Below are 23,667 nucleotides of genomic sequence, written 5' to 3'. Positions count from 1 at the left end.
GGCTACTCCAGCCCGGCTTGCACGGCCTCGGCTGCGGTATCCACGCCGGCCAGGTTTTCCTCGTCGCCCAGGCCTTCGCCAAAGGTCGAGTCGGGGCCCTGGGCTGCGGCTTGGGCGGCAACTTCGGCGGCTTCGGTTTCGGCGGCGACCAGGGCGGCGGCGATTTCCAGGCGTCGGGCCGCTTGCTGGGCCAGCAAGTCCAGCAAGCCCTCGGGCGTGGCCAGGGCTAGCTGGGCCTCGTCGCGCTTGTAAAAGTCTTTGTGCACGTTCACCACGGGCTCGCCGGCGGCCGGGCGCTGCCGGATGTAAGCCCCGTCCTCGCGCATTACGTAGCTGTTTTGGTTGTCCAACAAGTTCAGCATCAAGATGCTGATGGCCTCGCGCCGCAGCTGCGGGTTCACGATCAGGAACAGCGCCTCGATGCGCCGGTCGAAGGAGCGCACCATCGCGTCGGCCGAGCCGGCGTACACGCGGGCGTCGCCGCCGTTGTGGAAGTAGAACAACCGCGCGTGCTCCAAGTACTCGCCCACGATGCTGCGCACCTCGATGTTGTCGCTCAGCCCCGGCCGGCCCGGCCGCAAGCAGCAAATGCCCCGCACGATGAACCGGATAGGTACGCCGGCCTTCGCCGCCTTGTAAAACTCATCAATCAACTCCTTGTCTTCCAGCGAGTTCATTTTCATCACGATGCCGCTGGCATGCCCTTTTTTGGCGTGCTTCACCTCCTCGCGCACCAGGTGGATGAGCTGCTGGCGCATGTCCTTGGGGGCCGTGATGAGGTACTCGTAGTCGTCGGGCTGTGAGTGGCCGGTGATGACGTTGAAGAATTCCGACACGTCGTGGCCGTAGGTGTCGTTCGTCGTCAGTAAGCTCAGGTCGGTGTAGAGTCGCGAGGTTTGCTCGTTGTAGTTGCCCGAGCCGATGTGCACGTAGCGCGTCACCTTCTCCCCTTCCTTGCGGATGATCATCAGCAACTTGGTGTGCGTCTTGTACTTGCTCACCCCGTAAATCACGAAGCAGCCAGCCTTCTCCAGCCGGGCCCCCTCGCGGATGTTCTTCTCCTCGTCGAAGCGCGCCTTTACCTCGAACAGCACCGACACGTGCTTGCCATTTTCGGCCGCTTTCAGCAGTGCCGCGCTCACCCGCGACTCGTCGGCGAGCCGGTAAATCGTCTGCTTGATGCCCAGCACCTGCGGGTCTTCGGCGGCCTGCTCCAGCAGGCGCACCATCGGCTCGATGCTGTTGTATGGGTGGTGCAGCAGCACGTCGTGGTGCTTGAGGTACTCAAAGAGGTTGTCCTCGGCCCCGGCGGGCAGGCTCAGGGGCATTACCGGGGCCGGCGACTTGGCCCCCTTACCCCGGAAATTGGGGTGGCGAATGATTTGCCATAGCCCTTTCATGTCGAGCAAGGCACTGATGACGAATATGTTGCCGTTGTCGATGCTCCACCGCTCGCGCAGCACTTCCATTAGCAGCGGCGAGGCATTGGGCTCCACTTCTACGCGCACCACGCGGCCGCGCTTGCGGGTTTTCAGGCCCACCTGGATTTCCTTGATGAAGTCGTTGTCGATGTCGTCGGACTCTTCCAGCGTGAAATCGCCATTGCGCGTGATGCGCATCAGGTCGGCCGACAGAATTTCGACGTTGCGGAAGAGCCGCGGCAGGTACTCGCGCACAATTTCCTCAATAGGTACGAAAATAACCCGGTCTTTGCGCTGCAGTTCAAAAAAGCGCGTCAGGTTCTGCGGAATCTGCACGAAGGTGATGCGCTCCTGGCCTTTTTCGGCTTCCCCGCCCAGGCCCAGGGCCCCCGGGTTGCTGGCCCGCGTCACCACCCCAAAAATGAGCATCTGGTTCATTATCAGTGGGAAGCCGTGGTAGGCGTCGTACACCATCGGCGTGAGCAGCGGAAACACCGTGTTTTTGAAGAAGCCATCGGCCTTGCGGCCCTCTATCTCCGTCAAGTCGCTCACCTTCAAAATATTGAAGCCGTTTTTTTCAAACACCGGCTTCAGTTCGTTCACGTATGTCAGGCTCTGGTCGTTGACGAAGCGGTGGGCAAAATCGAGCAGCTTGCGCCGAAACGGTAGCTCCCGCAGCCCCGAGTAGTCCACCCGCTCCTTGCCGTAGTCGAGGTAATTGTAGAGCGAACCCACCCGAATCATGAAAAACTCGTCGAGGTTGGAGCTGGTGATGGCCAAGAACTTAAGCCGATCAAACAGGCTCTTGCCCGTGTCCTGGGCCTGGTCGAGCACCCGGTAGTTGAATCGCATCCAGCTCAGGTCGCGGCTGATGTACTTGCTCTTGCGGATAAGGTCGGCGGACTTGAACAGTTTCATAAGATGACAGGATTGGCGCGAATGGGGCCCCGGGGCGGCACTGGGCAGTAAAATAACAACCGCCCGCGCACCCGCCCGGGCCGGGGCCCCAAATAAAAATAGGGCCCCGGCCGAAAATGACGCGCTTTGACGCGGTAGCGCACCACCTTTGGGCCCACTACCCCCCCTCGCCATGCAGCAGCCCACCTCCTCCGCCCCGACCACCCACGCGCTGGCCAACACCCTGCTCACGGAGTGGGAGCAGCAGCCGAGCAGTGCTTTTGCCCCCGCCGACCCGGCCGCACGGCTGCGCACCCTGGCCCAGCTGGTACCGCTGTGCGCGTGCCTATTAGTGGTTGAGGACGTGAACGTGGAAGCCGACGATATCCGTACCACTTTGGCCGGCGCCACCAGCTTCGGTGTTGCCACCGCCACTGCCAACGGCCCGGGCCGGGCAGCCCAGCTGGTGGCAGCCATTCGGTTTCATCACCACGGCCTCGCTCCTACCAGCCCAGCCCGCCGCATTTTGCTCAGCATCACGTCCCGCCTGGATGCCCCACTGGACATGGACGAACTAACCTTCGTCATCGAAACCGTGCGGGATATGGTAGGCGAAGACACCGAAATGATTTTCGGCCACGGCGAATATGACGAACCGGCGGGCCCCGAGTTGCAGCTGTGCGTCTTAGTCGGTTATGGGGCCCCGGCGCTCGCAGCTGCGGCACCACGCCCCAGCATTCCCACCCCACCTCCGGGCCCCGATGGGCGCGACGCGGCCTTTGCCGAAGCCGCACGCCTGCTGGTGCAGCGCCAAAAAGCCAGCAGCGGGCTCCTCCAGCGCGAACTAAAGCTGGGCTACAACCGGGCCCATCGCGTCGTGCACCAGTTGCAGCAAGCCGGTATCATCAGCACTTCGGCAGCGGGCCAATCGGCCACGGTCCTTATTGCTGACGAAGCGCACTTGGCGGAGCACCTGGCGCGGCTACCCAACACTACCCATATAAACCCATACGCCAATTAAAGCTCACGCCCCTAAAAGCCAGGCTCCCCCCAGCCGAGTTCGCCGCCTACGAAGCCAAGCAAGCTGGGGCCCCTACTGTTGCTCCAACAGCTCTCCGCAGCACACCCGCGGGGAATGGACGCGGCGCAGGAAAAAGCCTGGTTTCGCCGCACTATCTCCGTCGCCACCCAGCACCGCAGCCAAGGCACAAATTAGCGGGAATTGCTAACCGCCGGCCACGGGGCCCTGGCCAAATGCACGGTGCGCTACACCAAACAGTCCATTAAATTTGATAATTGGGCAGCTTGGTGGATACGGCAGGGAATCGCAAGGACTCTACCAGGAAACGTGGTTTTGGGTTAATTAACGGCAGTTTTCAGAATGCTCGGCAGACACCAGCGACTACTCGATGCGCTGGAGCTGCAAGAGTTTCTGCGGCTGCCGCGGGTGCTGGGGCCCAAAACACCTACCCAATAGATAGCTGCGAGAAGCTGGTAATGAGCATTATATAACTAAAGCTTGCGCATAAAAAACGCCGCCCGAACCCGGGCGGCGTTTCTCAATTCAGTTATAAAACGGCCTTAAAACTGGCAAATCGCTCCCAAAGTCCGACCAATTCGGGGAATTAGACAAAGCCGTGGTTTAGACGTCAACCTTGGCGTACTTGGCATTTTGCTCTATGAACTCGCGCCGGGGGGCCACTTCGTCGCCCATCAGCATTGAGAACAGGTGGTCGGCTTCCACAGCCGAATCCACGGTTACCTGCTTCAGCGAGCGGGTGTCGGGCTGCATGGTAGTCTGCCAGAGCTGTTCGGCGTTCATCTCGCCGAGGCCCTTGTAGCGCTGCACGTTCACCGTTTCGGGCTTGCCGCGGCCGAGCTCTTCCTGCGCTTTCTGACGCTCTTCTTCGGTCCAGCAGTAGCGCTCTTCCTTGCCGCGCTTCACGAGGTAAAATGGCGGCTGAGCAATGTAGATGTAGCCACTGTCGACCAGGGCCCGCATGTAGCGAAAGAAGAACGTAAGAATCAGGGTGCGGATGTGGGAGCCGTCCACGTCGGCGTCCGTCATGATGATGACCTTGTGGTAGCGCAGCTTGGCCAGGTTCAGGGCCTTGGCGTCGGCCTCAATGCCCTTCTCCGGGTCGGCGGGCGTACCGAAGGTCACGCCCAGGGCCGTAATCATGTTCCGGATTTCCTCGTTTTCCAGGATGCGGTGCTCCTGGGCCTTCTCCACGTTCAAAATTTTGCCGCGCAGCGGCAGGATGGCCTGAAATGCCCGGTTGCGGCCCTGCTTGGCGGTGCCGCCGGCCGAGTCACCTTCCACCAGGTACAGCTCGCAGATTTCCGGGTCCGATTCCGAGCAGTCGGCCAGCTTGCCGGGCAGCGAGTTCGAGCCGAGCACGGTTTTGCGCTGCACCATTTCGCGGGCCTTACGGGCGGCAATACGGGCCTTAGCAGCCAAGATCACCTTCTCCACGATGATGCCCGCCTCGCGGGGATTTTCCTCCAGGTACTGCTGGAGGATTTCGCCCACCACGGTGTTCACCGCGCCGCTCACGTCAGAGTTGCCGAGCTTGGTTTTGGTCTGGCCCTCAAACTGCGGCTCCTGCACCTTCACCGAGATAACGGCCGTAAGTCCCTCGCGGAAGTCTTCGCCCGAAATCTCCACCTTGGCTTTCTCGAGCTTGCCCGACTTGTCGGCGTAGTTCTTGAGCGTGCGTGTGAGCGCGGCACGGAAGCCGGCCACATGCGTGCCGCCCTCGATGGTGTTAATGTTGTTGACGTAGGAGTAGATGTGCTCCTGGTAGTCGGAGTTATACTGCAAGGCCACTTCCACCGGTGTGCCGCCCTTCTCGCTCACCACGTGGATGGGCTGGGGCATGAGTACCGTGCGGGCGCTGTCGAGGTACTGCACGAACTCGCTGAGGCCCCCCACCGAGAAGAACTCCTCGTAGCGGAAGCCGGTATTGTCAGCATTCTGCTCGCGGCGGTCCGTAAGGGTGATGCGGATACCTTTATTGAGGTACGAGAGCTCGCGCAGGCGGGTGGCGATGGTGTCGTACTTGTAAACGGTTTCGGTGAAGATGCTGTCGTCGGGCAGGAAATCTACCTGCGTGCCGTGCTCGTCGGTATCGCCGATTTGCTTTACGGCGTACTGGGGCACGCCAATTTTGTAGTCCTGCTCGTAGATGTGGCCCTTGCGGCGCACGGTCACTTTCAGGTCGGTGCTCAGCGCATTCACGCAGCTCACGCCCACGCCGTGCAGGCCCCCGGATACTTTGTAGGAATCTTTATCAAACTTGCCGCCGGCGTGCAGCACGGTCATCACCACTTCGAGGGCCGAACGGCCTTCTTTGGCGTGAAAATCGACGGGAATGCCGCGCCCGTTGTCGCGCACGGTCACGGAGTTGTTTTCGTTGATGGTAACCTCAATACGGTCGCAGTGGCCGGCCAGGGCCTCGTCGATGGAATTGTCGACTACCTCCCACACCAAGTGGTGCAGGCCTTTGATGCCCGTATCGCCGATGTACATGCTGGGGCGCTTGCGCACGGCCTCCAGTCCTTCCAGCACCTGAATGCTATCGGCCGAATACTCGGCGGGGGCTTTCTTTTCTGCTATTTCGCTCATGCAAAAGGGGATTAAAGTGGCCGTAAAAATCAGCCACTAAGAGAACAACCAAAAGTACCTTTTTTATTCCATTTGGCCTACTTTTTAGCCAGATTTCCTGGACCACAAAAAAGCCCTTCCCAGGGCTGGAAAGGGCTTTTTTTAGGACCTCCGAGCCAGCTAAAAAGCCGGCTTGAAAAGTGGCCCCGTTTGGATTCGAACCAAAGACCGGCTGCTTAGAAGGCAGCTGCTCTATCCAGCTGAGCTACGGGGTCGAAACCGGGGCAACTATGTCGGGGTGGCAGGATTCGAACCTACGACCTTCTGCTCCCAAAGCAGACGCGATACCGGGCTACGCTACACCCCGAAAAACTTCCCATAGAGCCGATGGCTGGGGCCCTATGATGGCACAAAGGTACGCCAGAAACCGGGATGCGCAACCCGGATGGCCCACTTTTCCTACCGGGGCCCTGCCTCGCTATTTATACGGATGTGGGTGTTATAACTACTGGTTTTAAGCCAAACGATTGGATAGCAAGGCGCCAGCGCCGTAGTGATAGCCGAGTTCTTTCTTTCTCTAATCTACCCTTTTTATGTCCTCTTTTCCCCCTTCCCGTCCCGCGGCGCCCGAAACGGATACCCCGGACCTGCTGGCGCCTGTGGCCCGGCGTTCCTTTTTGCGTTATTCCAGCGCCGGTCTGGCGCTGGGCGGCTTGTACTTGGCCGGTTGCTCTAAAGATGACACCACGGGGCCTAGTGGTGGCAACGGCGCCCTCATTGACGTGGGCACGGGCGACATCGGCATTTTGAACTATGCCTACGCGCTGGAGCAACTCGAAGCCGCATTTTACACCCAAGTGGTGGCCGGGGCGTACTACGCCGGCGCCTCGGCTGCAGAGAAAGCCATTTTTTCAGATTTGCGGGACCACGAAGTCATTCACCGCGACTTTTTCAAGGCAGCCATCACTACCGGCCGCATCACCGATGCTTTAGTGCCCGATTTCTCCAATATCGACTTCGCGCAGCGGACCACCACTTCCGGTAAGTTGGGCGTGTTGAACGCAGCCATGGCGTTTGAAGACCTAGGGGTGGCCGCTTACAACGGAGCTGGCCGCTTCATTACCAGCGCGGCCTACCTCACGTTGGCTGGTAAAATTGTGTCGGTGGAAGCCCGCCACGCAGCGGTTATTCGGGAGCTGATGGCCACCAACACCTTCGTGGGCAACGACGTGGTGAATTTGGATTCGAGTTCTACCAACAACGGGGCCCCCGGCGCCTCGGGCGCGGTAACGGGCACAGGTTTGGAGCGCTCGAAGCGCCCGCAGGTAGTGCTGGCCACAGCCAACAACTTCCTGATGGCCGGCTCGAAATTGAGTGCTACCAACTTCGCGAACTAGCATAGGCCATTAGCACTTCCCTTCTCTTCATCTCGTATCGCACCCCTATCATGGATTTATTTCAAATTATTGACGACATCGCCAAGGTTGACCCCGAGGTGTACGACCGGTTCGACGCCCGCCGCGCTGTGTTCCGCAACTTCTTAGGCTTTGGCAAAAAAGTGACGGCAGCGGCCGTTCCATTGGCCGTCAGCACTTTGTTTACCAAAGCGTACGGCCAAACCGCAACCCTTGATGCGACTGTGGTGGCTACCCTCAACCTAGCGTTGCAACTGGAGTACTTGGAGTACTATTACTACGACACGGCTATAAACTCACCGGGTTTGCTTAATGCAGAACAGACTACTGCATTCAACACCATTCGCAACGACGAGCGACTGCACATCAACACGTTGCGTGGTGTACTCGGCACGCAGGCGATAGCCGACCCCACCCGGGCGGGCTATGACTACACGACTTCGCAGAATAAAACCCGCTCGCCGCTAGTACCAGCCTTTGCCGCATTAGGTGGCACTACTTCGCCTACTACTGGCACGTTTACAGACAACACCACCTTCCTACTGGTGGCCCAGAACTTTGTGGACACCGGTGTGCGCGCCTATAAAGGTGGCGCAGCCAACCTCATCAATCAGAAGGACATCCTAGAGGCAGCCCTCAACATCCACTCCGTGGAAGCCCGGCACTCTTCGCGCATCCGCTCGTTCCGGCGCGGCGGCATTCAGAGCGCTACGGCCCCCAAAAGCTGGATTACCCCCGATGAAACGCCCGGTGCCCTGTTGCCCAACAACGGCGTGGCCGGCTCGCCCAGCCAGGTAAGCCCCTACGCGGCTGGCGCCGACGCCACCATGTTCCCGGCTGAGAATAATACCACTCAGGCCACTGCTAACGTCCAATCGTTGGTTCCCAGCGGCGGTTCGGCTACGGCTGGCGCTGAGGCCTTCGACGAACCCCTAGACGCGGCCACAGTGAAGGCCATTGCTAAGAACTTCGCAGCTAACCCCGCAGCGCTGTTCAACTAAGATTTTCGCTGCTCAATAATTAAGAGCCCTGCCGGTTGGCGGGGCTTTTTTTGTCTCCTAGCAGACCCCTGTTAGGCAAAAATTAAGCAAAAAACCCCGCCTGCAAGGTGCAAGCGGGGTTTTCGTGGAGAGAGGGGGATTCGAACCCCCGGTAACCTTTAGAGCTACGGCAGTTTAGCAAACTACTGGTTTCAGCCACTCACCCATCTCTCCAATTGGCTGGCCGCTTCTCGTCCGAAGCGGGTGCAAATATACGGAGCCGGCTGAAAAACCCGCGTTGCGGGACCAAAAAAATTATCTTTGTTTTCTACCTGGCCCCGGCCCGGGGCCCCGCCCACCGCCTATTCCCTTCACTGCAAATTGCTTACCTGGGCCTACCCTGATTTTGGCTTGCCGCTGGCGGCGGCTGTGCTGGCCCTGCTGCTGGCGCTGACCTACGTGCTGCGCACCGGCCGCCTGGCGCGGGCCCTGGGGCAGCGCGCCGGCCGCCTGGCCTGGAAGCTGCCGCTGCGCCTACTGGCCGGGGCCCTGCTGCTGGTGGCTTGGCTGGGTCCCGCGCGCGGCCTGAGCCCGCAGCCGGTGCGCACGGCCGGCAAAGACCTGTGGCTGGTGGTGGACGTGTCGCGCTCGATGGACGCGCCCGACGTGGCCCCCACCCGCCTGCTCCGCGCCCAAGCCGAACTGCAAACCCTGGTGCAGCGCTTCCCGGCCGACCGCTTGGGGCTGGTGGTGTTCAGCGGCGAAGCGGCCGTGCAGTGCCCCCTCACCTACGACCAGGAGGCCGTGCAAACCTTTCTCAATACGCTCAGCACGCGCTTGCTACCGCCGGGGCCCACTACCCTGCGCGCGCCGCTGGAACTGGTGCTGGGCCGGCTGGCCCCGGCCGGCACGGCCGCGGGCCCCACGGGCCGGGCTACGGCCGTGGTGGTGGTGAGCGACGGCGAAGACTTCGGCGAAAACCTGGAGCCCACCCTGCGCGCGCTGGCCCGTAGCGGGGCCCGGGTGTTTGCCGTGGGCGTGGGCACAGCAGCGGGGGCCCGGCTGCCGCTGCCTGGGGGCCGGCTGGTGCGCGACGCGGTGGGCCGCCCCGTGCTCAGCCGCCTGCGCGAGGCCCCACTGCTGCAGCTAGCGGCCCAAACCGGCGGCCAGTACGTGCCTCTGAACGACCGCCAGAACGGCTTCACGGCCCTACTAGCCGACCTGCGCGCCATGCAGGGCACCACCGAGCAGGTGCGCACCGTAGCCGTGGCCGACAACCAGTACCGCCTGCCGCTGGCTCTGGCCCTGGGGCTGCTGGCCCTCGACGTGGCTTTGACCGTGGTGGTCATCCGGCCTTGAGCTGGGGCCCCGCCGGGCCAGAACTTCCGTTATTTGGGGCCCCGGGGCAGACGGGGCCCTTTTCCTTTAGCGTATGTGGAAGCCGTTGCTGTTGCTGCTCTTGTTGTTAGCCCCGCCCACGTGGCGGGGGCTGACGTGGGTACGCGACCGCAATGCCGCCGCCGCTCGCGGCCGGACCGCCTATGCCCGCGGCGATGACGAAACCGCCGCCCTGGCGTTTGCAGCGGCGGCCGCCGCGCGCCCGGGGGCCCCAAACGCGGATGCGGCCGCGCTGCTGCTCAACCTGGGCCATGCCCAGCGCCGAGCGGGCCAGCTGGCCGCCGCCCGCGCCACCTACGGCCAATTGCTCGACCCCGCCGTGCCACCGGCCCTGGGTAGCGTGGCCCGGCAGCAACTGGCGGTACTAGCCACCGACGCCAGCGAAACTGCACCCGCCCTGGGCCTGCTGCGTCAGGCCCTACGCCTTGACCCTACCAACGCCGCCGCCCGCTACGACTATGAGGTGCTAAGCGCCTACCTAGCCCGGCACCGCGCCACGCCGCGCCTAGCAGCCCCCACGCCGCCAGGGCCCTCGCCAGCCAAAGCTACCGGCTCAAAAAAGCCGGCGCCTACCCCGCCGGCTGCCAACCAGCCCACCGCGGGCACTAAGGCCGGCACCGACCGCGCCGGCCAGGTGCCCGACCTCAACCAGCCCGCCCCTGCAGCCCCGAGCAACCCTCAAAAGCGGCCCGACGCCACCGGTCAGCCCGACCGAACTCAGGCCAGTGCGGCCCCCGGCGCGGCGGCCAGCGGTCGGCGCGCGCCCAAGGCGGGTGGGGCCGACGCACCCGTGCCCACCGGCGGGCAGCCCGGCACGGCCCGCGGCTTCGACGAAAGCGCGGGCGGCGCAGGTACTGGCGGCCGCAGCCGCGGTGCGGGGGCCGAAGCCGCCCGCGCCACCGATGCCCAGATCCAAACCCAGCGCGAGCGCCTCCAGGCCATGGACTTGTCGCCGGCCCAGGCCCAACAGCTGCTCGATGCGCTCAAGGCCCAGGAGCAGCAGTACCTGCAGCAGGTGCCGCGCCGCCGCGCCGGGGCCCCCGCCCGCCGCGGCCAGCCCACGTGGTGAGGGCCCCGGGCGTACTTTTGGGGCCGGTTACTATTGCTTCATTCCCACCCACGTTTCGTTAAAGTCATGCAAATCAAGGAAGTTGTTATTGTGTCGGCGGTGCGCACCCCGATTGGCTCGTTTGGCGGGGCCCTGGCCTCGGTGTCGGCCACCGAGCTGGGGGCCATTGCGTTGAAGGGGGCCCTGGAAAAGGCCGGCGTGGACCCGTCGGAGGTGCAGCAGGTGATCATGGGCAACGTCATTTCGGCCAACCTGGGCCAGGCCCCGGCCCGCCAGGCCGCCAAAAAAGCCGGCCTGCCCGACACCGTGGAATGCACCACCGTGAACAAAGTGTGCGCCTCGGGCTCGAAGGCCATCATGTTTGCCGCCCAGGCCATCATGCTGGGGCAGGCCGATTGCATCCTCGCCGGCGGCATGGAAAGCATGAGCAACGTGCCCTACTACCTCGACAAGGCCCGCTTTGGCGCCAAGTACGGCAACGGCCAAATGATTGACGGCCTGATGAAAGACGGCCTCTGGGACCCCTACCACGACTACGCCATGGGCAACGCCGCCGACGCCACGGCCAAGCACTACGGCATCACCCGCGAGCAGCAGGACGAATTTGCCCGCGAGAGCTACACCCGCAGCGCCAACGCCGCCAAGGCCGGCAAGAAGAAGGACGAAATTGTGCCCGTTACCGTCGAAAGCCGCGGCAAAACCACGGTGGTAGAGGACGACGAGGAGTACACCAAGGTGCAGTTCGAGAAGCTGGCCGGCCTCAAGCCCGCCTTCGGCAAAGAAGGCACCGTGACGGCCGCCAACGCCTCCACCCTGAACGACGGCGCGGCCGCCGTGCTGCTGATGAGCCGCGAAAAGGCCGACGCGCTGGGCGTGAAACCCATTGCCATCGTGCGCGGCTTCGCCGACGCTGAGCAGGCCCCGGAGTGGTTCACCACCTCGCCCGCGCTGGCCATTCCGAAGGCTTTGAAGCACGCTGGCCTCGACGCCCAGGACGTGGACTTCTACGAAATAAACGAGGCGTTTTCGGTCGTGTCGCTGGCCAACAACCAGCTGCTCAAGCTCGAAGGCACCAAGGTGAACGTGTACGGCGGCGCCGTGAGCCTGGGCCACCCGCTGGGGGCCTCGGGGGCGCGCATCGTGACGACGCTGCTGAACGTGATGCGCAACGAGGGCGGCAAAATCGGCGTCACGGGCATTTGCAACGGCGGCGGCGGTGCTTCGGCCATCGTGCTGGAGGCCGTGTAGCCCCCGGCCCCGTTTTTGACTACGCCAACGGCCGCGCACTATTGCGCGGCCGTTTTGCGTTCTTGCGGCTTATGAAATACTTGGTTTTCTTGTTTGCCCTGCTTACCCTGCCCGCCCACGCCCAAAAAGCCAAGCGGTTCGTGACCTACTACGACTCCACCAAAACCGCTAAGCGCGAGGTGTACACCGCCTTGGTGGCCGGCGACACGCTGCCCCAGGGCACCTACCGCCGCTACTACCGCAGCGGCCAGCTGGAGCAGCAAACCAGCTTCCGCGAGGGCAAGCGCGACTCGGCCTACGTCGAGTTTCACCCCAGCGGGGCCCGGCGCCTCGAAACCACCTACCGCGCCGGCGTGCGCCAGGGCCCCTTCAAAACCTACTACGCCAACGGCAAGGTGGCCCAGGAAGGCAATTTTGACAACGACGAGCCCAGCGGCGAGCTCACCTACTACCACCCCACCGGCGAGGTGAAGCTGAAAACCATGCTCGCCAAGGGCCAGCCCAACGGCACGCTGCGCCAGCTCTACGCCGACGGCAAGCCCCAGGCCGACCTCACCTACAAGGACGGCCAGCCCGAAGGCGCCGTGAAGTTTTACTACGCCAACGGCCAGGTGCAGAGCGAAGGCACCCTGCACCGCGGCCTGCTGGCGGGGCCCTACAAAACGTACTACCCCACCGGCCAAATTGAAACCGAGGTGCAGGCCGACGCCAGCGGCCGCGGCGGCTACCGCAGCTACTATCCCAGCGGCAAGCTCCAAACCGAGGGCACCTACGCCCCCGCCCCGGTGGTGCAGCGGGCCGTGCGCAACCCCCTGGGCGACGACCTGGCCAAGCGCGTGGCCCCCACCACCAGCGGCACCGCCAACCTCGACGGCCCCGCCACGAGCTACTACGAAAACGGCCAGGTCAAAACCAAGACCACCTACCGCCTCGGCGTCCCCACGGGCCACGCGCAGGAGTTTTCCGAAGCCGGCAAGCTGGAGCTGGAAACCGACTACGCCAACGCTGGGCGCGACCGCAAGGTGACGCGCTACGGCGCCGCGGGGCCCCTGCCCCTGGCCGAGGAAACCTACAAGAACAACCGCCCCGCCGGCACCTGGCGCACGTTTTTCCCCGGCAGCAAGCAGGTGCAGAGCGTGGCCCTGTACAACCCCGCCGGCAAGCTGGCCGGCGAGCAGCTCACCTACTTCGCCGACGGCAAGGTGGCCAGCCGCCTGGTGTACGAGAACGGCTACGCCACCGGGCTGGGCCTGGAGAACTACCCCTCGGGCAAGCTGAAGGCCGAAACCACCTACGCCCACGGCCTGAAGGCGGGCCCCTACCGGCAGCTGCGCGAAGACGGCACACTGGCCGTGCGCGGCGCCTTCCGCAACGGCAAGGAAACTGGCGTGTGGACCTACTTTGGGCCCGACGGCGTGGCCGTGGAAAGCCGCAAAACCTTCCAGAACGGCCTGGAGGTGCCCGCTGGCACCAAGGCTCCGGGCCGGCCCACGCCCCGCAAGAAGTAGCCCTGGGGCACCCAAGGCTGTTTTACCGCTGGACTTTCGGGTCCGGCGGTTTTTTTATGCGCTTTTGGCAAAACCGGTGTAACGAATGCCCGATGTGGCCGGTAACCCCGGTGGGTGCTGCTTGAAACCAGGAAAGTCCGGGGGCCGCAACCTCCAAAAAAGATTCGCTGCCCGGGCAACCGCGGGCCCGGTTGGCGCATCTAGGGCTTCAGGAACAACGCAGCGGCGAATTCCACCAAAATTTTTATTGCTGATTATCAGGGCTTAAGGTTATGATCATCTTAGTTAACGAATATTTAATGCCTTAGTACCTTGCATCACAAAGTACCTAACATACATTTGTTCTGTTGATAGCATAGTAGGTGATGACAACCTAGTACTGTTAGCGTAGGCCAGCCAACCGGCGGGCCCCAAGCCTTCCCGAAAAACCTTTCCTCACCGGTGCCGCTGCTGGCCCCGGCCCTTGCCCCAGCGGAACCGCGGCCGCTGCCCAGCCCCAGGGCCCCGACGCAGCTTAATCGCTCCAACCTCCTCACCATGACCTTCTTGCACACCTTTTGCCAGCCCTTGCGGGGCCTGGCCCTGCTCCTTACGGCCCTGCCCCTGGGCCTCCACGCCCAGCAAGCCGGCCCGGCCCAAGTGAGCGGCAAGCTGGTGGAGGCCGCCAACGGCCAGCCCCTGCCCTTCGCCGACGTGCTGCTGCTGCGCGCCGCCGATTCGACGCTCGTGACGGGGGCCCAAACCGGCCTCGACGGCACCTTTGAGGCCGAGCACTTGGCCCTGGGGCGCTACATTTTGCGGGCCCAGGCCCTGAACTTCAAGCCCGTGCGCCGGGTGTTTGCCCTGTCGGCCGAGGCGCCGGCCCTGGCCCTGGGGGCCCTGAAGCTGGCTGCCAGCACCACCCAGCTGGGCGAGGTGCAGGTGGTGGCCCAAAAGGCGGTGGTGCAGCAGGAGCTGGGCAAAACGGTAATCAACGTGGAGAAAGACCTGAGCAGCGTGGGCGGCACGGCCGTGAACGTGCTCCAGAACGTGCCCTCGGTGGCCGTGGACGCGACCGGCACGGTGAGCATGCGCGGCTCCAGCAACCTCACCATCCTGATCGACGGCAAGCCGGCCGGCACCAGCAACGGGGGCCCCGGCCCACGGCTGGACCAGATTCCGGCCTCGCAGATTGCGCAGGTGGAGGTGATGACTAACCCTTCGGCCAAGTACGACGCCAGCGGCGCGGGCGTCATCAACATCATCACGAAGAAGAACAAGAAAGACGGCTGGAACGGCCAGGCGGCCCTGAACCTAGGCACCCGCGACAAGTACGCCCCCAGCCTGAGCCTGAGCCGCCACCACGGCAATGCCACCTGGAACTTCGGCTACGACGGCAACGACCAGGTGTACCGCACCCGCAACAACAGCTCGCAAACGGCGCTCCTCACCGACGGGGCCACGTCGAGCAGCTTGTTTACAACCCAGGACGGCACCGGCCGCCAGTACCGCCGCAACCACGGCCTGAACCTGGGCCTGACTTACGACCTGCCTAAGGAGCAGACGCTTAGCTTGAGTGTGCAGCCCCATTGGGAGTACCAGCGGGAAACCGACAACCAAGTGCTGACCCAGCAAACGGTGGGCTCGCCCGACGTCATCACCCAGTACGGCGAGCAGCTGGCTACGGTGAAGGTGCAAGTGGTGGAAAGCTCGGCCGACTACCGCCGCACCTGGGAGGCCCACAAGGGCCGCGAATTGACGGCCAACGCCGGCGGGGTAATCATCGGGGCCGATATTCCGGTGAGCCAGGTGCTGACCGGGGGCCCCCGGCCGGCCGGCTTCACACAGGCCCAGCAGGTGAACGCCCAGATTTACTTCGGGCAGGTGGACTTCACCCGGCCTACGGCCGACGGCAAGGGCAAGCTAGAGGCCGGCGTGAAGCTGCAAACCCTGCACAACACGGGCAGCACGGCCATGCGCAAGCCCACCGACGCCGGTGGCGAGTTCCAGCTCGACCCCACCAACTCGTACGACTACGCCTTTACCCAGCTGATGCCCGCCGCCTACGCCACGTTCCAGCGCACGCTGGCCCACGGCTGGAGCGCCCAGGGCGGCCTGCGCACCGAGGCCACGGTGCTGAGCGGCGGCGTGGACAACCGCAATGCTTCGATTGACAAAAGCTACGTCAGCCTCTTTCCCTCGGCCACGGTGGCCAAGGAGCTGGGCAAGGAGCCGGGCCAAAGCCGCCTGCAGTTCAGCTACGCCCGCCGCCTCAACCGGCCCGATTTCATGCAGCAGCTGCCCATCCAGCTCTACCAAGACCCGCGCAACTACCGCCAGGGCAACGCCAACCTGCTCCCCGAGTTCAGCCACAACGTGGAGCTGGGCCACCAGCTGAACCTGCCCGGCGGGGCCAGCATCACCAACACGGTGTTTGCCCGCTTCACCCAGAACGCCATTCGCCGAATCCGCACCATCGACACGGCCGCCACCCGCACCAACAACGTGGGCGTGGTAACCCGCGAAACCTACGACAACGTGGGCACCACCAACAGCTTCGGCCTCGAAACCACTTGGGCCCAGCCCATTACCAAGTGGTGGCGCGTGTCGGCCACCGGCTCGCTCTACTACTCGCAGATTGCCGCCAACGCCCTGAACACCGCCAACCGCGCCGCCCTGGCCGGCACCGCCCGCCTGGCCAACAACTTCACGCCCCGCAAGGGCCTCGACGTGCAGCTCACCGGCGACATCCGCTCCACGGTGCTCACGGCCCAGGGCCGCCAGCTGCCCTCCGGCGGCCTCGACATTGCCCTGCGCCAGCAGCTGTTTCAGGAGCGCGCCGCCCTCACCCTGCGGGTATCCGACGTGCTGAACACCCAGGTGCGCCGCACCGAGCTGGCCACGCCCGAACTGCAAACCAGCCTCTACAACAAGTACGAGACCCGCGTGGCGTGGCTGGGCTTCACCTGGTACATCGGGGCCAGCAAGCCCGGTAAAAAGATTGACAACGGCCCCAGCGGCGGCGGCGGCTTCGGCGGCTAGGGCCCCCGGGCCAACCATTTACCCTTCATTTTCTTCTCCTCTTCACCTCCCCTCCTTTTCACTCCTCCACCTTCTTTCTTCCTGCACCATGAAATTTTCCGCCCTGCTCCTGACCGCCGCGTTGCTCGTTCCCACCGCCGCCACTTTCGCCCAATCGTTTGTAAGCGCCCCGGCGGCGTCGGGGGCCCCGGCCGCCGCTGCGGGCACCGTCGCCTACTTCGGCACGGTGCCGTCGAACAATGCCACCCACGAGCAGTACGCCCGGATGCGCCAGGCCTTTGCCCAGGCCCAGCCCACGGTGGTGTTCTTCGAGAACCCCGACATGGGCACCGACAGCACCGAAGGCGCCACCATCGGCCAGATGGGGCCCGCCGGCTACGCCCGTTTCCTGGCCCAGCAGCAGCACGCGGCCATCCAGCGCCTCGACGATCCCTACGCCGAGTACGCCTACCTCCAAACCAAGCTCGCCCCCGCACCCCTGAAACTGTACTGGCTGCTGCGCCAAACCCAGCGGTTCAGCCAAGCCACCGGGGCCCCCACCGACTTGGTAATGAAGGCCACCAAGGCGTTCATCGCCAGCAGCGCGCACGACCTGGGCGGCTGCCAGCACGTCATCCGCACCGCCGCCGAGCTGCGCACGGCCTACCGCACCTACTGCCCCACGGGCGGCGCGTGGTGGTCGCTGCCCGCCACGGCCTTCGGCGCCGAGCCCACCGGGGGCCCCGCCTTCGTGCTGAGCACCACCCGCGCCTTAAACGAGTACCGCGCCGCGCGCCTGGCCACCCAAGTCGCCGCCGCCGTGCAAGCCGGCCAGCGCGTGCTCGTGGTGATGGACCGCAATTACTTGCCCGCCGCCACCCAGCCCGCCTACGCCGCCCAAACGCAGCTGAGCCGGTAAGCCCCTCGCTTTCCGCTTAGTACAACGCCGCCGTAGGGCCCCGGTACCAAGTGGTGCCGGGGCCCTGCCCGTGTATTGCGGGGCGATTATTACGCTCCCTGCGTTCCACAGCATGGCCGGGGCCCCCAGCGGTCGGGGCCCCCAGCGGCCGGGGCCCCCAGCGGCCGGGGCCCCCAGCGGCCGGGGCCCCCAGCGGTCGGGGCCCCCAGCGGTCGGGGCCCCCAGCGGTCGGGGCCCCGGCCATCCGTTTTTTTCCGCAACGCTGTAATGCCGCGCCCGGCACGGCGATTCGTCGCTTGCATCCTTCCTGTCCTCACCTTCTTTCCTTCACCGGCCATGCTGCCCCGCGCTACTCCCTTCCTCATCGGCCTGCTGGGCCTCTCCGCCCTGGCGGGCCACGCCCAGCAGCTCAACACCGCCAAGCTCGATAGCTTGCTGAATGCCCTGGACGCTAACCATAAGATGATGGGCAGCCTGGCCCTGGCGCACGACGGGCAGGTGGTGTACCGCCGCGCCTTTGGCGAGGCCCGGCTGGCGCCCGGCGCCCCGGCCACGCCCAACACGCGCTACCGCATCGGCTCCATCACGAAGGTGTTCACGGGGGTGATGATTTTCCAGCTCATCGAGGAGAAAAAGCTGACCTTAGAAACGCCGCTGGCCACGTTTTTCCCGCAGGTGCCCGGCGCGGCGGCCATCACCATCGACCAGCTGCTGAGCCACCGCAGCGGCCTGCACAACTTCACCACCGACCCGGCCTTCCCGGCCTTCATGGTCCAGCCCCACACCCAGGCCGAGTTGGTGGCCCTCATCGCCGGGCCCCCGCCCGATTTTGCCCCGGGGGCCAAGTTCGCCTACAGCAACTCCAACTTCGTGCTGCTGGGCTACATCGTCGAGAAGCTCACCAAAATGCCCTACCCGCAGGCCCTGCAAAAGCGCGTGCTGGCCCGGGCCGGCCTAAAAAACACGTTCTACGGCGGCAAAATCAACCCCCAGGCCCAGGAGGCGCTGTCGTACGAATGGGGCCCCGGGGGCTGGAAACTGGCCCCGGAAACCGACATGAGCGTGCCCGCCGGCGCGGGGGCCCTGGTATCGACGCCCACCGACCTCGCCCGCTTTTTTGAGGCGCTCTTTGGCGGCAAGCTGGTGGCCGCCAGCAGCCTGGCCGCCATGCAAACCCTGCGCGACGGCTACGGCCGGGCCCTGTTTGCCACGGCGGTGGGGCCCCAGCAAAGCTTCGGCCACAACGGCCACAACGGCGGCATCGACGGCTTCCGCTCGGCGGCCGGCTACTTCCCCGCCGCGAAGCTGGCCGTGGCCGTGTGCAGCAACGGCGTGGCTGGCTCCTACTCGCCCGACCAGCTGCTGGCCGACGCGGCGCGCAGCTACTTCGGGCAGCCCTTCAAAATTCCCAGCTTCAAAACCTTCACACCCGCCGCCACCGACCTCGACCGCTACCCCGGCACCTACGCCAGCCCCGGGTTCCCGCTGAAAATCACGGTGGTAAAAGCCGGCGCCGGCCTCACGGCCCAGGCCTCCGGCCAGGGGCCCCTGCCGCTCGAAGCCGTGGGGCCCGGCGCGTTCACCTTCGATCCGGCCGGCATCCGCATGGAGTTCGACGCGGCCCAGCCCACCTTCACGCTCACCCAAGGCGGCGCCACCCACGTTTTCGCCAAGGAATAGCCCGGCCGGTGGGGCCCAAAAAAAGGCCAGCGCTTGTGCGCTGGCCTTTTTTTGAATCCAAACGGGGGCGCGTTTAGACGCTTGCCACGTTGCCGTATATCTGCTCTTCGTGCTGGCTGACGTCGAGGCCCAGCGACTCTTCTTCGGCCGACACGCGCAGCGGAATGATGAGGTCGGTGAGCTTGAGCAAGGCCATGGAGCCGACGAAGGCGAAGGCGGATACTAGCACCAGCGCCATGATGTGCACCAGGAACAGGTGCGTGCCCCCGTAGGCCAGGCCATCAACGGCGGCCGCGTTCACGGCTTTGCTGGCGAAAATGCCCGTCATGATCATGCCCACCATGCCGCCGATGCCGTGGCAAGGGAACACGTCCAGCGTGTCGTCGATGCGCGACTTGGAGCGCATGTGGGCAAAGAAGTTGCTGGTCATGCCGGCCACGATGCCGATGAAAATGCTCACCGGCACCGTGACGAAGCCCGACGCGGGCGTGATGGCCACCAGGCCCACCACGGCCCCGATGCAGAAGCCCAGGGCGGAGAGCTTGCGGCCCCGCGCCACGTCGAACAGAATCCAGGCGAGGCCGGCGGCAGCGGCGGCCACGTTGGTGGTGGCAAAGGCACTTACGGCCAGCGGGTTGGCCCCCACGGCCGAGCCGGCGTTGAAGCCAAACCAGCCGAACCACAGCAGGCCCGTGCCCAGCAGCACAAACGGAATGTTGGCCGGGGGCAGCACCGCCTCGGTGCCGTAGCTCTTGCGGGGCTTGAGGTAAATGGCCGAGGCCAGCGCCGCCCAGCCCGCCGACATGTGCACCACGGTGCCGCCGGCAAAATCGAGCACGCCCAGCTTAAACAGGAAGCCGTCGGGGTGCCAGGTCCAGTGGGCCAGCGGCGTGTACACGAGCAGGCTGAAGAGCACGATGAACAGCACGTAGGACTTAAAGTTGATGCGCTCGGCAAACGAGCCCGTGATGAGGGCCGGCGTGATGATGGCAAACTTCATTTGGAAGAACGCGAACAGGGCCAGCGGAATGGTGGCCGCCAGCGACCAGGGCTTGCCGTCGAGCACATCCTTAAACATGAAGAAGGTGCGCGGGTCACCGATGAAGCCGCCGATGGAGTGGCCAAACGCCAGGCTGAAGCCCACCACAACCCACAGCAGGCTGACGATGCCCATGGCCACAAAGCTCTGCAACATGGTCGAAATCACGTTCTTCGAGTTCACCATGCCGCCGTAGAAAAAGGCCAGGCCGGGCGTCATGAACAGCACCAGCGCCGTGGCGCAGAGCATCCAGGCCGTGTCGCCGGTATCGATGCCCTCGGTGACGATTTTGGTAGGAATGGCCGGCAGGAAAGTGGCCAGCAGCCCCAGCGCCAAGAGCAGGACCAGGGGAACGTAGTTGGGTTTTTGCATGGGTTGGTCGGTTGAGTAAGTATTATGACAGTAAGCCTTTTAAATTAGTAGCGGTGGGGCCCTACCAGTCGGCGGCGCGGGCGGCGGGCGGGGCCGGCGGGGGCGCGGGCGCGGCCCGCATGGCCGCCTTCAGCTCGGCCACCAGGCCGTTGATGCCGAGCAGTGCGTCTTGCCGGTGGCTCTGCCACAGCTTCTGCCAGCCGGGGGCCTGGGTGTCTTCCAGGGGCTTGGTTTTGCCGGTGGGCACGAAGTGGTAGGCGTGGTCTTCTTGGTAGTATTCAAACACGAAGCCACTGAACTGCAAGCGGTAGCGGCCTTCCTTCACGTCCACCGCCAGCTGGTAGCGCACCTTGCCGTGCAGCTTTTTGCTGAGGTAGCCCCGGTCGTACACGGCCAGGGCGTTGGTGGCCACCAGCCGGCCGGCGGCCGAGTCGGCGGTGGTGAGGGCATAGCCGCGCTGGCGCAGCCAGCCCTTGGCGTGCCCGTACAGGGCCCCCGCGGCCAGCGAATCGGCCGCCACCACGTAGTAAAAACTGACCTTGCCCTGGGCATCGAGTGGCAGGGCCTGGGCCCCGGCCGGCCGGCTGGCCAGCAGCAGGGCCCCGGCTGCCCACAGGCCCCGGCAGCGTATGGCAACGTCCGAACGCATCGCGCAGCAGCTAGTATTTGTAGATAAAGGCCACGCCCAGCGTCGTTTGCCGGTCGGTGCCCGCCCCGTTTGAGTTTTCGTAGTAGTTGCCGGGCGTCGCGTCGAACCGCAGTTCGGGCTTCACTTGGAGCTTGCCGGCGGCCAGCGTTACGGGGGTCGTGATGGTCAAGGTGTTAGAGGTAGTGTGCAGGTAGCGCACCCCGTTGTTATCGTTGAAGTGCTCGAGGCGCACGCCCACGCCTAGCACGTCGGTGAAGGCGTAGTTGCTGTAGAGCGCCACCCCGCCCCAGTCGGGCGAGGTGCTGCGGAACAGCGCCGACACCGCGGCGGCCTGCTGGTCGCTGCTGGTGCCGAAGTGATACCAGCCGTAGGCCGCGTTCAGGCCCAGGTAAAACTTGGGCGTGACCTGGTAGGTGGTGGTCAGGTCGAAGAGGTTGCGCTGGTAGTCATCAAAGGAAAAGGGCAGCGTGCCCGCCTTCACCAGCCCCGAGAGGTAAGTGTCGTCGCCGTGCCCGCCCACCCAGTTGAGGTACACCGCCCAGGTAGGCAAGGGCTTAAGGGACAGCTGGGCAATGAGCGACTTCTGCTTGTTGTCGTCGGTCAGGTTGTCCCAGTTGTTCACCACGCCCACCATCAGCGAGGTCTTGTCGCTGAAAGCGTAGGCCGCCTTGAGGCCGATGTGGTAAAAGGGGCCGTTGTTGAAGAGGTTGGAGAGCGAGTAATTGTAGTTGAGCGGCGCGTCGATGACCTCGTAGCCGATGTGCGTGCCGAATTGCCCGATCGTCACGCTGAGCTTGGGCAGGATGCGGTAGGTGAAATAGGCCTGCTTGATGGCCGCCGAGGTGCCGTAGAGCGACGAGAGGTAGGGCGACGCCGGGCGGTAGAGGTTGAAGGCCCCGGTGGTGTTGCCGAAGTTGCCCAGCTCGGCGTTGGGCCCGAAGGTGAGGTCCACCACCAGGTCCGATTTCCGGTTGGAGTAGCTCAGCTTGGCTTGCACCAGGCCCAGGGCGAACTGGTCGGTTAGGCGGTCGAAGGCCCGGCCGGCCAGCTGGTCCACGCCCAGCAGGTTGCCCGATTGGGGCCGGTTGAAGGCCGTGAGGTAGTAGGAGTCGATGTAGCCCGAAACCGTGAGTTTGCCGGTATCGGTCGAGTCGGTTTGGGCCCGGGCCCCTACGCTAACCAGTGCCAGCGCCAATGTGTAAAAGGTTTTCAGCATGAGTAATCCTTTAGGGTGGATGAATGGCGAAACGCAAAGTTTTTGGCGAAAAGCACGCCTAAAACGACTAAACAGCTGGGTTGTAATAATAGGGTCTTTTTACTCAATTATTACCTTTTGTCCACCTCATTCCCTTATATCAAAAGGCCATACTCGATATTTACTTAATCTTTTAGAGCTTACCTCCCTTAAATTTTGGGGTATAATTTAAATATGTTCATTTTTTTCAAAAGTAATGCTGGCCATTACATCTCCAAATCTTTACCCCCATTATTTCCAAACTTTTGATTCGCAATGGGCGAGTTTGCTACCTGCACCTGGCAAAACGCGGCACCTTTGCAGAGCTAAGAGCCGGGCCCCGCAGCCAAGCAGAACGCTACAGAAGCAGGATTGGGGGCCCTAGGCTGGCATAAGTACCCTGTGCAGCAGTACTGACCTAAAAAAATACGGGTCTTACTAGAAAAAAGTAAGCTATTTCGGAGAATGGCCCTATAAATTTGAGGCGGTTTCTTGAAGATGATTTTTATCTTCTTCTTTTAGTCCGCCCGAACCCAGTTTCACTCTCTTTCTTTTGTTATGGCAATTCTTCGTTTCAAAGCCCTCGAACTTGTGGACCTCCGCCAACCGGTGGTGATAAAGCCCGAGAAAGCCCGGCGCTCCGAATCGTTTGGGCAAAACGTGTTCAACCTGGAAGCCATGCGGGCCAACATGTCGGGCGAATACTTTAAGAAGCTGCAAGCCGCCACTAAACAGGGCCTGCCCGTGGAGCACTCGGTGGCCGACGGCGTGGCCTCGGCGATGAAAACCTGGGCCATGGCCAAGGGCGCCACCCACTACACCCACTGGTTCCAGCCCCTGACCGGCGCCACCGCCGAAAAACACGACTCCTTCTTCGACCTCAGCGCCGACGGGAAGGCGATTGAAAACTTCAAAGGTTCGGCGCTGGTGCAGCAGGAGCCCGACGCCTCGTCCTTCCCCAACGGGGGCATCCGCAACACGTTCGAGGCCCGCGGCTACACCGCCTGGGACCCCACCTCCCCGGCCTTCATCCTCGAAACCGCCGGCGCCAAAACCCTGTGCATCCCCACCATCTTCGTCGCCTACACCGGCGAGGCCCTCGACTACAAGGCCCCGCTGCTCAAGTCGCTGGCCGTGCTCGAAAAGGCCGCCCTGGGCGTGTGCCAGTACTTCGACAAGGACGTGGCCCGGGTCCACACCACGCTCGGCATCGAGCAGGAGTACTTCCTCG

At 63.8% G+C, this 23,667-nt stretch carries 16 protein-coding genes and 3 tRNA genes; 11 read left to right on the top strand and 8 right to left on the bottom strand.

Annotated elements, in window-relative coordinates:
- Positions 1-2: 2 nt before the first annotated feature.
- A complete protein-coding gene (gene ppk1 / locus EAH73_RS10445) occupies positions 3-2,339 on the bottom strand; it encodes a polyphosphate kinase 1 (RefSeq protein ID WP_240047212.1) in 2,337 nt (778 codons plus the stop codon).
- Between the two features lie 172 nt (positions 2,340-2,511).
- On the opposite strand from ppk1, the gene EAH73_RS10440 reads away from it, so the two are divergent.
- Entirely contained in the window at positions 2,512-3,339 is an 828-nt protein-coding gene (locus EAH73_RS10440; RefSeq protein ID WP_140466448.1) for a DNA translocase FtsK, read from the top strand.
- 621 nt (positions 3,340-3,960) lie between these two features.
- Here the strand turns inward: EAH73_RS10440 and gyrB are convergent.
- The 3 genes from gyrB to EAH73_RS10425 form a co-directional block, all read right to left on the bottom strand.
- Positions 3,961-5,946, bottom strand: a complete 1,986-nt coding sequence (gene gyrB, locus EAH73_RS10435) for a DNA topoisomerase (ATP-hydrolyzing) subunit B (RefSeq protein ID WP_140466447.1) — start codon at positions 5,944-5,946, stop codon at positions 3,961-3,963.
- A 180-nt stretch (positions 5,947-6,126) separates the two neighbouring features.
- Positions 6,127-6,200: transfer RNA gene (locus tag EAH73_RS10430), tRNA-Arg, on the bottom strand.
- An 18-nt stretch (positions 6,201-6,218) separates the two neighbouring features.
- Positions 6,219-6,292, bottom strand: a tRNA-Pro gene (locus tag EAH73_RS10425).
- 226 nt (positions 6,293-6,518) lie between these two features.
- On the opposite strand from EAH73_RS10425, the gene EAH73_RS10420 reads away from it, so the two are divergent.
- Together EAH73_RS10420 and EAH73_RS10415 are read left to right on the top strand one after the other, a co-directional pair.
- Positions 6,519-7,322 (top strand): ferritin-like domain-containing protein, encoded by an 804-nt coding sequence (locus EAH73_RS10420; protein WP_140466446.1) that lies wholly within the window; start codon positions 6,519-6,521, stop codon positions 7,320-7,322.
- Positions 7,323-7,372: 50 nt separating this feature from the next.
- A complete protein-coding gene (locus EAH73_RS10415) occupies positions 7,373-8,341 on the top strand; it encodes a ferritin-like domain-containing protein (protein WP_140466445.1) in 969 nt (322 codons plus the stop codon).
- Between the two features lie 125 nt (positions 8,342-8,466).
- On the opposite strand, the gene EAH73_RS10410 is transcribed toward EAH73_RS10415, so the two are convergent.
- A tRNA-Ser gene (locus EAH73_RS10410) sits at positions 8,467-8,554 on the bottom strand.
- A gap of 147 nt (positions 8,555-8,701) precedes the next feature.
- Here EAH73_RS10410 and EAH73_RS10405 point away from each other — a divergent pair.
- The 7 genes from EAH73_RS10405 to EAH73_RS10370 all read left to right on the top strand — a co-directional run bounded on the left by EAH73_RS10405 (position 8,702) and on the right by EAH73_RS10370 (position 19,142).
- Positions 8,702-9,679, top strand: coding sequence for a VWA domain-containing protein (locus tag EAH73_RS10405; protein WP_140466444.1), 978 nt, complete (start codon positions 8,702-8,704; stop codon positions 9,677-9,679).
- A gap of 73 nt (positions 9,680-9,752) precedes the next feature.
- Entirely contained in the window at positions 9,753-10,787 is a 1,035-nt protein-coding gene (locus EAH73_RS10400) for a hypothetical protein (protein WP_140466443.1), read from the top strand.
- A 66-nt stretch (positions 10,788-10,853) separates the two neighbouring features.
- Positions 10,854-12,035 carry an acetyl-CoA C-acyltransferase gene (locus tag EAH73_RS10395; RefSeq protein WP_317129384.1) on the top strand — a complete coding sequence of 394 codons (1,182 nt, stop codon included), beginning with the start codon at positions 10,854-10,856 and terminating at the stop codon, positions 12,033-12,035.
- 71 nt (positions 12,036-12,106) lie between these two features.
- Positions 12,107-13,543 carry a toxin-antitoxin system YwqK family antitoxin gene (locus EAH73_RS10390; protein WP_140466442.1) on the top strand — a complete coding sequence of 479 codons (1,437 nt, stop codon included), beginning with the start codon at positions 12,107-12,109 and terminating at the stop codon, positions 13,541-13,543.
- Between the two features lie 537 nt (positions 13,544-14,080).
- The gene (locus tag EAH73_RS10385) at positions 14,081-16,564 is read left to right on the top strand and encodes an outer membrane beta-barrel family protein (protein ID WP_140466441.1); all 2,484 of its coding nucleotides are present in this window, start codon (positions 14,081-14,083) and stop codon (positions 16,562-16,564) included.
- 88 nt (positions 16,565-16,652) lie between these two features.
- On the top strand, positions 16,653-17,462 hold the full coding sequence (locus tag EAH73_RS10380) for a hypothetical protein (protein ID WP_140466440.1): 810 nt from the start codon (positions 16,653-16,655) through the stop codon (positions 17,460-17,462).
- 336 nt (positions 17,463-17,798) lie between these two features.
- Positions 17,799-19,142 (top strand): serine hydrolase domain-containing protein, encoded by a 1,344-nt coding sequence (locus tag EAH73_RS10370; RefSeq protein ID WP_161599505.1) that lies wholly within the window; start codon positions 17,799-17,801, stop codon positions 19,140-19,142.
- Positions 19,143-19,215: 73 nt separating this feature from the next.
- On the opposite strand, the gene EAH73_RS10365 is transcribed toward EAH73_RS10370, so the two are convergent.
- The 3 genes from EAH73_RS10365 to EAH73_RS10355 form a co-directional block, all read right to left on the bottom strand.
- Positions 19,216-20,553: an ammonium transporter gene (locus EAH73_RS10365; protein WP_140466437.1), complete on the bottom strand. Its 1,338-nt coding sequence runs from the start codon at positions 20,551-20,553 to the stop codon at positions 19,216-19,218.
- Between the two features lie 61 nt (positions 20,554-20,614).
- Positions 20,615-21,202 (bottom strand): DUF4468 domain-containing protein, encoded by a 588-nt coding sequence (locus EAH73_RS10360; RefSeq protein WP_140466436.1) that lies wholly within the window; start codon positions 21,200-21,202, stop codon positions 20,615-20,617.
- Between the two features lie 10 nt (positions 21,203-21,212).
- Positions 21,213-22,418, bottom strand: coding sequence for an outer membrane beta-barrel protein (locus tag EAH73_RS10355; RefSeq protein ID WP_140466435.1), 1,206 nt, complete (start codon positions 22,416-22,418; stop codon positions 21,213-21,215).
- Between the two features lie 576 nt (positions 22,419-22,994).
- On the opposite strand from EAH73_RS10355, the gene EAH73_RS10350 reads away from it, so the two are divergent.
- Positions 22,995-23,667: glutamine synthetase III (locus EAH73_RS10350; RefSeq protein WP_140466434.1), on the top strand; the 673-nt coding region annotated here is incomplete at its 3' end.

This window comes from Hymenobacter nivis (assembly GCF_006439025.1).
Taxonomy (GTDB): domain Bacteria; phylum Bacteroidota; class Bacteroidia; order Cytophagales; family Hymenobacteraceae; genus Hymenobacter; species Hymenobacter nivis_A.
Note: the sequence above shows the minus strand (reverse complement) of the source record. Positions and strands in the feature narration are given on the sequence as shown.

Bases quoted from the DNA above. Each gene is read 5' to 3' on its own strand.
- EAH73_RS10420 (WP_140466446.1), top strand. From the start codon at position 6,519: ATGTCCTCTTTTCCCCCTTCCCGTCCCGCGGCGCCCGAAACGGATACC.
- ppk1 (WP_240047212.1), bottom strand. From the start codon at position 2,339: ATGAAACTGTTCAAGTCCGCCGACCTTATCCGCAAGAGCAAGTACATC.
- EAH73_RS10355 (WP_140466435.1), bottom strand. From the start codon at position 22,418: ATGCTGAAAACCTTTTACACATTGGCGCTGGCACTGGTTAGCGTAGGG.
- EAH73_RS10440 (WP_140466448.1), top strand. From the start codon at position 2,512: ATGCAGCAGCCCACCTCCTCCGCCCCGACCACCCACGCGCTGGCCAAC.
- EAH73_RS10385 (WP_140466441.1), top strand. From the start codon at position 14,081: ATGACCTTCTTGCACACCTTTTGCCAGCCCTTGCGGGGCCTGGCCCTG.
- EAH73_RS10400 (WP_140466443.1), top strand. From the start codon at position 9,753: ATGTGGAAGCCGTTGCTGTTGCTGCTCTTGTTGTTAGCCCCGCCCACG.
- gyrB (WP_140466447.1), bottom strand. From the start codon at position 5,946: ATGAGCGAAATAGCAGAAAAGAAAGCCCCCGCCGAGTATTCGGCCGAT.
- EAH73_RS10370 (WP_161599505.1), top strand. From the start codon at position 17,799: ATGCTGCCCCGCGCTACTCCCTTCCTCATCGGCCTGCTGGGCCTCTCC.
- EAH73_RS10360 (WP_140466436.1), bottom strand. From the start codon at position 21,202: ATGCGTTCGGACGTTGCCATACGCTGCCGGGGCCTGTGGGCAGCCGGG.
- EAH73_RS10365 (WP_140466437.1), bottom strand. From the start codon at position 20,553: ATGCAAAAACCCAACTACGTTCCCCTGGTCCTGCTCTTGGCGCTGGGG.
- EAH73_RS10415 (WP_140466445.1), top strand. From the start codon at position 7,373: ATGGATTTATTTCAAATTATTGACGACATCGCCAAGGTTGACCCCGAG.
- EAH73_RS10380 (WP_140466440.1), top strand. From the start codon at position 16,653: ATGAAATTTTCCGCCCTGCTCCTGACCGCCGCGTTGCTCGTTCCCACC.
- EAH73_RS10390 (WP_140466442.1), top strand. From the start codon at position 12,107: ATGAAATACTTGGTTTTCTTGTTTGCCCTGCTTACCCTGCCCGCCCAC.
- EAH73_RS10395 (WP_317129384.1), top strand. From the start codon at position 10,854: ATGCAAATCAAGGAAGTTGTTATTGTGTCGGCGGTGCGCACCCCGATT.